Annotated in this window: 8 protein-coding genes and 1 tRNA gene; 8 read left to right on the top strand and 1 reads right to left on the bottom strand. The window is 57.3% G+C overall.

Annotation, left to right across the window (positions count from 1 at the left end):
* The first annotated feature begins 465 nt into the window (after positions 1–465).
* The 7 genes from BM322_RS13255 to BM322_RS13225 all read left to right on the top strand — a co-directional run bounded on the left by BM322_RS13255 (position 466) and on the right by BM322_RS13225 (position 5,375).
* Positions 466–651 (top strand): ferredoxin, encoded by a 186-nt coding sequence (locus tag BM322_RS13255; RefSeq protein WP_075431219.1) that lies wholly within the window; start codon positions 466–468, stop codon positions 649–651.
* A gap of 79 nt (positions 652–730) precedes the next feature.
* Positions 731–1,303 (top strand): GTP cyclohydrolase I, encoded by a 573-nt coding sequence (folE, locus tag BM322_RS13250; RefSeq protein ID WP_075431218.1) that lies wholly within the window; start codon positions 731–733, stop codon positions 1,301–1,303.
* Complete coding sequence (folP, locus tag BM322_RS13245; protein WP_075431216.1) at positions 1,303–2,154, top strand: dihydropteroate synthase; 852 nt, start codon at positions 1,303–1,305, stop codon at positions 2,152–2,154. The genes folE and folP overlap by 1 nt, the downstream gene beginning before the upstream one ends.
* Positions 2,155–2,156: 2 nt before the next feature.
* On the top strand, positions 2,157–2,519 hold the full coding sequence (folB, locus tag BM322_RS13240) for a dihydroneopterin aldolase (protein ID WP_075431214.1): 363 nt from the start codon (positions 2,157–2,159) through the stop codon (positions 2,517–2,519).
* Positions 2,516–3,538, top strand: a complete 1,023-nt coding sequence (gene folK, locus BM322_RS13235; RefSeq protein ID WP_075431211.1) for a 2-amino-4-hydroxy-6-hydroxymethyldihydropteridine diphosphokinase — start codon at positions 2,516–2,518, stop codon at positions 3,536–3,538. Before folB ends, folK begins: the two co-directional genes overlap by 4 nt.
* A gap of 17 nt (positions 3,539–3,555) precedes the next feature.
* Complete coding sequence (locus BM322_RS13230) at positions 3,556–4,221, top strand: uracil-DNA glycosylase (RefSeq protein WP_075431210.1); 666 nt, start codon at positions 3,556–3,558, stop codon at positions 4,219–4,221.
* Positions 4,222–4,337: 116 nt separating this feature from the next.
* A complete protein-coding gene (locus tag BM322_RS13225; RefSeq protein WP_075431208.1) occupies positions 4,338–5,375 on the top strand; it encodes a LacI family DNA-binding transcriptional regulator in 1,038 nt (345 codons plus the stop codon).
* A gap of 72 nt (positions 5,376–5,447) precedes the next feature.
* Here the strand turns inward: BM322_RS13225 and BM322_RS13220 are convergent, their stop codons facing one another.
* Positions 5,448–5,810 carry a PTS glucitol/sorbitol transporter subunit IIA gene (locus BM322_RS13220; RefSeq protein ID WP_177220915.1) on the bottom strand — a complete coding sequence of 121 codons (363 nt, stop codon included), beginning with the start codon at positions 5,808–5,810 and terminating at the stop codon, positions 5,448–5,450.
* 256 nt (positions 5,811–6,066) lie between these two features.
* Here BM322_RS13220 and BM322_RS13215 point away from each other — a divergent pair.
* A tRNA-Gln gene (locus BM322_RS13215) sits at positions 6,067–6,142 on the top strand.
* Positions 6,143–6,309: the final 167 nt, after the last annotated feature.

Below are 6,309 nucleotides of genomic sequence, written 5' to 3'. Positions count from 1 at the left end.
TGCACGAACCGTTGCTCCCGCAACAAGCACATCGATGTAATTCGTGGCCTATCGCCGGAAAGGAACAGGTTTGTACCAACATAACGGAGGGCGAGGGTGGGTACACTTTCTTCGCAGACGGAGCGATTGCCCGAACGCAGTGAGGGATGGCACGCGGCAGGCACTTGCTAGAACGTCAAGATGTATTGGCGCGCCGCCGGCCTGCCCGGCGCATGTAACTAAATACGTACTTATACACCAGCGCGGGGCATTTAGCGGAGCGGAGAAAAAGTGCACCCACCCTCACCCAAGCTGAGCTATAGCAAGCTTATTGTAATCTCGCACTGACAGACAAACTGCAATTTGCAAATATGCCAGGAAAAAGTGTTATTATGGTTACAGAAATGTGGCTGGTTATTTGCTAAAATCATTGTTGTAAGCAGATGGGAGAGAAAATGTGTAGTATATTTTAGGAGGTTTTTGACGATGAAAGGATACGTAGACAAGGATTTATGTGTGGGCTGCGGCATGTGCACGGGGGCGTGCCCGGAGGGGTTCCGCTTTGGCGATGACGGGCTGGCTGAAGGGTATCAGGAGCTGCCCGCTGGCAGCGTCGATGATGCGCGGCAGGCGGCGGAGGACTGTCCGGTCGGAGCCATCACGGTAAAATAAGGCCTGTTTTCCCTTGCGGTGCATGGGGTTCTATTATATGATATAGAAAGTAATGTTTTGGATGCGAGGGGGCAGGTACATGAGTGATAAGAATGACAAGGCAATCCGGGCGATGCGCGAATTCCTCGAGGCTGTCGGCGTTGATGTCGAGGCCCGGGGGATGGAGAAGACCCCGGAGCGCGTGGCGCAGATGTATCAGTACCTGTTCCGGGGAATCGGCAAGGATACTTCCACCATCTGGGGGGAGACCTTTGACTCGGGCTCAGACGGTATCATTGCCGTGCGTCATATCCCGTTCTACTCGATGTGCGAGCACCATCTCGTGCCCTTCTTCGGCGAGGTAAGCATTGTCTACCTGCCGGAAAATGGCCGGGTGGCGGGCTTTTCGAAGTTCTCGCGGCTTGTCGACATCCTCTCGCATCAGCCGCAGCTGCAGGAGCGGCTGACGGCGCAGATCGCCGCCGCGATTGCGCATGACCTCGGATCCCGGGGCGTGCTGGTCGTGGCCGAGGCCGAGCAGCTCTGTATGACCATGCGGGGAGACCTCGCGCATGGCACGCGGACCGTTACATCGGAATGCACAGGCGTGTTCCGGACGGATTCCGCGCTCTATCATCAGGCTTGGATGATCCTGGGAGGAGAAAAATCATAATGACAGCTATCCGTAAGTACACCTTTGCCGATGGGAAATCACTGACGCTGGGCGAGCGCACGCTCGTCATGGGCATCCTCAATGTGACGCCGGATTCCTTTTCCGACGGTGGCCGCTGGAATACCCGTGATGCCATGCTGCAGCATATGGAGGAGATGGTCCGCGATGGCGCGGATATCATCGATCTCGGCGCTGAGTCGAGCCGGCCGGGCTTTACGCCGATGCCGGCAGCGGAGGAGATCGATCGGCTGCTGCCGTTCCTCGATGCGCTGGTTGCAGAGTGCCCGGTGCCCATCTCGGTGGATACCTTCAAGGCGGAGACGGCCAAGGTGGCCGCCGAGCATGGCGTGCATATGCTCAACGATATCTGGGGGCTGCAGTATGCGGCTGAGCCAGGTGCCATGGCCAAGGTGGCCGCTGACTGCGGGCTGCCGGTTGTCGTCATGCACAATCAGGAGGGCAAGGAGTACGCGGGAGATATCATCGCCAGCATGCAGGTTTTCTTCCGCCGCAGTCTGGCGATAGCCGCTGCGGCAGGTGTCAAGCGCGAGAACATCATCTTCGATCCGGGCATCGGCTTTGGCAAGGATGTGGCGGGCAATATCGAGGTCATGCGCCGCCAGCGTGAGCTTTTGACCATCGACGGGGCGGAGTATCCACTGCTCTTGGGCACGAGCCGCAAGAGCTTCATCGGTGCGACCCTTGACCTGCCGGTGGAGGAGCGCATGGAGGCGACGGGGGCCACCTGTGTGCTGGGCATCGAGCGCGGCGCTGGGATTGTCCGCGTCCATGATGTGAAGCCGATTGCGCGCATGGTCCGCATGACCGATGTGATACTTGGGAGGCAGTGACAATGGATAAGATAAAGCTCACCGGTCTTGATTTCTACGGCTATCATGGCTGCCTGCCGGAGGAGCGGGAAAACGGGCAGCATTTCTATCTCGACATCACCATGTATGCGGATCTGAAGGCTGCCGGCGAAAGTGACGACCTGGCGCAGACCATCAACTATGCCGAGGTCTATGAGACGGCCAAGGCCATCGTCGAGGGGGAGCCGTGTCAGCTCATCGAGGCGGTGGGCGAGCGCGTAGCGGCGGCTGTGCTGCAGGCCTACGCGAAGGTGCAGAAGATCCGCGTGACGGTCCATAAGCCCCAGGCCCCGATTCCGGGCAAGTTCGAGGATGCTGCTATTAGTATCGTGAGGACGCGCGCATGAGCAGGGAAAAGCGTACGGTCTGGCTCAGTCTCGGTGCCAATCTCGGCAATCGCGGCGAGACCATCCGCGAGGCCCTGCGTCAAATAGATGCTGTTTTGGCCACCCGCCTTGTGCAGGTGGCTTCTTTCTATGAGACGGCCCCCTGGGGAAAACTCGACCAGCCGGGGTTCATCAATACAGCGGCCGAGATCGAGACGGGGCTTACGCTTACGGAGCTGCTGCATGCGATGCAGCGCATCGAGCTTGCGCTGGGCCGGGTGCGTCACGAGCATTGGGGGGCGCGGACTATTGATATCGATCTGCTGGCAGCAGCGGGTGTGGTCTCTGACACGGAGGAGCTGCAGCTGCCGCATCCCTATCTTACCGAGCGCGCCTTCGTGCTGCGGCCGCTGATGGATATCGCTCCTGAGCTCGTGATCAAGGGGCGCGCGATCCGCGATTGGTATGAGCAGCCAGCCATCCGGCAGCAGGCAATCAGCCAGGCAGCGGAGGTCAGCTCTCCCTGGCCCATCCGGATGATTGCGGCTTGTGACAAGAAGGGCGGCATCGGCCGCGGGGGGCAGCTGCTGGCCCGTGTTCCTGAGGATATGGCGCGCTTCAAGGCGCTGACCATGGGGCATATCGTCATCATGGGGCGCAGGACGCAGCAGAGCCTGCCGGGGGGCGCGCCGCTTGGTGGGCGCACGAATATCGTCTTGACGCGCAGCGAGGCAGAGATCCCAGGCTTTATCATCTGCCATAGCCTTATAGAGCTCTGGCAGGTGATAGGAAAACTAGCCGCCACCAATCCAGCCAGGCAGTTCTGGTGTATCGGCGGCGGCGAGGTCTATCGCCAGTTGCTGCCGTATGCGGAGGCAATCGAGCTCACGCAGCTACGGGCAGAGTATCCGGCCGATACGTTTTTCCCGGATACAAACAGCCAGTTCGTGCGCCAGGCGGCAGAGCCTGGCCCGCAGGCGTCACCGGTGGCGAAGTTCATCAGTCTTAGGCGGCGTCACGGCGGGCCGGAGCAGGAATAGGAAAGGAACGCGAAACCATGGAAATCTTTCATAATGACTGGGCAAATTATCTCAACGAGGAGCTGCAGCAGCCATACTACCGTCAGCTGCGCCAGTTCCTTATACAGGAGTACCGCACCCATCGCATCTATCCTGACATGTATGCGATCTTCAATGCGCTGCACTATACGAGCTACGAAGATACCAAGGTCGTCATCCTCGGGCAGGATCCCTATCATGGTCCGGGGCAGGCCCATGGCCTGTCGTTCTCGGTGTTGCCCGGGGTCCAGCCGCCGCCGTCCCTCGTGAATATCTTCAAGGAGCTCCACGATGACCTCGGCTGCAGGATTCCCGCCACGGGCTGCCTGAAGCCCTGGGCGGAGCAGGGCGTGCTGCTTCTCAACACAGTGTTGACGGTCCGCGAGCATCAGGCAGGCTCTCATCAGCGGCAGGGCTGGGAAATCTTCACGGATAAGATCATCAGCCTGCTCAATGAGCGGGAAAAACCCATGGCCTTTATCCTCTGGGGCACGCCAGCCCGGCGCAAGAAGGCCATGATCACGAATCCTAAGCACTATATCGTCGAGTCGCCGCATCCGAGCCCGCTGTCAGCCCATCGCGGCTTTTTCGGCAGCCGGCCCTTCTCGAAGGTCAACGATTTCCTGCGGGCTACAGGGCAGCAGCCCATCGACTGGCAGCTCTGATCTTGCTGCAGTTTTGCAATGTGGAATCAGTTCTACATTTTGCTTGCCTTTTCCCCGGAAATTGTCTAAAATAATAGTAGACTAATGCAAGGAATTGCATCTCTACGGAGGATAGCATGAATCAGAAGGTAACGATAAAAGATGTGGCGGAGCTGGCCGGCGTATCGAAGAGCACGGTTTCCCGCTATCTCAATCAGGGCTATATCAGTGAGGAAAAACAGGAACGCGTCAGGAAGGCCATCGAGCAGACGGGGTTCAAGTCGAACTTCTTTGCCAAGCGCCTGAAGACCAAGCAGAGCAAGCTCATCGGCATCGTGCTGCCGCGCATGGACTCGGTGACGGTGGGCAAGCTCCTGGCCGGCATCAGCCGCATCCTCGAACCGGCTGGCTATCAGGGTATCCTGCTGGTGAGCAAGCTGTCCGGGCACAAGGAAATCGAGAATATCCGCAACCTGCAGCAGCAGGGCGTCGACGGCATCCTCGTGGACTCAGTCGGCATCAGCGAGGAGCATGTGAAACTCGCTAGGAGCGGCACGATACCTGTGCTCTACACGGGCCAGAAACACGAGGATGTGCCCTATGTCAAGATTGACGATATGGCGGCAGGCCGCATGATGGGAGCGTACCTGCGGCAGATGGGCCATAAGCATGCCGTCTTTGCCGGGGTCACGGAGTCCGATATGGCTGTGGGCATCGACCGCAAGCAGGGCTTTATCGACGCGTTCACCGAGGGGCGTCCCGAGGCCCACGTCGACTTCATCGAGACCGGGTTCGACTTCCTGTCAGCCTACAATTGCGGCGAGGAAGTGCGCCGCTGCGGCGCAACCGTCGTCGTCGGTGCGACGGACAATATCAGCCTCGGCATCCTGCGCTACTTCCATGAGCGGGGCATCCGTGTGCCCGAGGATGTTTCTGTCGTCGGCTTTGGCGGCTATGATGTCGGTGCTGTCGTCTATCCGGCGCTCACGACAATCTCCTTTGACTATGAGCTGGTCGGCATGAAGGCGGCGCAGTACATGCTCGATCTGCTGCGTGGGGAGCCGGTGGCACAGAATATGGAAATGCCGCTGTTCTTCGTCGAGCGCGAGAGCGTGCGCAATCTCAATCGGGATTATGCGCGGGAAACGCCAGCGACATTGACGGAAATGGCGTAAAATGGTATGAAAAGAGGCCTGTGCAGCGGTGAGTATCACTGGTGCACAGGCCTTTTCTATTCGTACTTGGTGTTATTTCTTGGTGAACGTGATATGGGCACCCGTAGTCAGGACCGGAAGGCCGGAACCCTTGACGATGATCTGTCCAGGCATGGAGCCTTCAGCGTTGAAGACGAGGGTGCAATGGCCTTCCTCGCGGAGGTTTTCGTTAACGACGTCGCCGACTTTCTCGACCGTGTATTTGATGCCACCCATCAGCAGCTTGTCGCCTTTCTTGATATCTTCCTTGAGTTCGCCCGGCGTGTGTTCGATGACCATATCGGAAAGATTCGGGCGGATGCCCTCGTCGAGCAGGATGGCGCTGTTGTTGTTCTCCAGGAACGTCTTGGCCAGGTTGCCGATAGCGGTGATCGATACATCATACTTGATATCCATACGATTCATTCCTCCATTATCCATAACACACAATATTCCTACCATACTTGTCCGGTATTTTAACCTTACATCATTGGTAACTATTATTATAACATATTTTTTACGTGTAAAAGGGGACATTTGCCCTTTATTTATCGGATTTTCACGTTTTTGTCCGATTTTAAGCTTTTTGTAAAAAAATCGTCAAAAATGTGTTGACAAGAGGAGATGCTTTGCGTATAATATTTTGTGTTGACAGCAGAGATGCTGATGACACAGGGGTATCGCCAAGTTGGTAAGGCACGGGTCTCTGAATCCCGCATGCGTTGGTTCGAGTCCAGCTACCCCTGCCATATGAAGATACAGCACCGCGAAAGCGGTGCTTTTTTGTGTATGGATTGCAGTTTGTCTGTTAGTTCGAGATCACAATAAGTTTGATACAGCTCAGCTGGGGTGAGGGTGGGTGCACTTTTTCTCCGCTCCGCTAAATGACCCGCGCTGGTAGGTTGTACGTACCTAG

The sequence above is a fragment of the Selenomonas sp. GACV-9 genome (assembly GCA_900116485.1).
GTDB lineage: Bacteria > Bacillota > Negativicutes > Selenomonadales > Selenomonadaceae > Selenomonas_A > Selenomonas_A ruminantium_G.
Note: the sequence above shows the minus strand (reverse complement) of the source record. Positions and strands in the feature narration are given on the sequence as shown.

What these genes read in the sequence shown, in the direction of transcription:
- BM322_RS13255 (WP_075431219.1), top strand. Translation starts at nt 466, where the DNA reads ATGAAAGGATACGTAGACAAGGATTTATGTGTGGGCTGCGGCATGTGC.
- folE (WP_075431218.1), top strand. Translation starts at nt 731, where the DNA reads ATGAGTGATAAGAATGACAAGGCAATCCGGGCGATGCGCGAATTCCTC.
- folP (WP_075431216.1), top strand. Translation starts at nt 1,303, where the DNA reads ATGACAGCTATCCGTAAGTACACCTTTGCCGATGGGAAATCACTGACG.
- folB (WP_075431214.1), top strand. Translation starts at nt 2,157, where the DNA reads ATGGATAAGATAAAGCTCACCGGTCTTGATTTCTACGGCTATCATGGC.
- folK (WP_075431211.1), top strand. Translation starts at nt 2,516, where the DNA reads ATGAGCAGGGAAAAGCGTACGGTCTGGCTCAGTCTCGGTGCCAATCTC.
- BM322_RS13230 (WP_075431210.1), top strand. Translation starts at nt 3,556, where the DNA reads ATGGAAATCTTTCATAATGACTGGGCAAATTATCTCAACGAGGAGCTG.
- BM322_RS13225 (WP_075431208.1), top strand. Translation starts at nt 4,338, where the DNA reads ATGAATCAGAAGGTAACGATAAAAGATGTGGCGGAGCTGGCCGGCGTA.
- BM322_RS13220 (WP_177220915.1), bottom strand. Translation starts at nt 5,810, where the DNA reads ATGGATATCAAGTATGATGTATCGATCACCGCTATCGGCAACCTGGCC.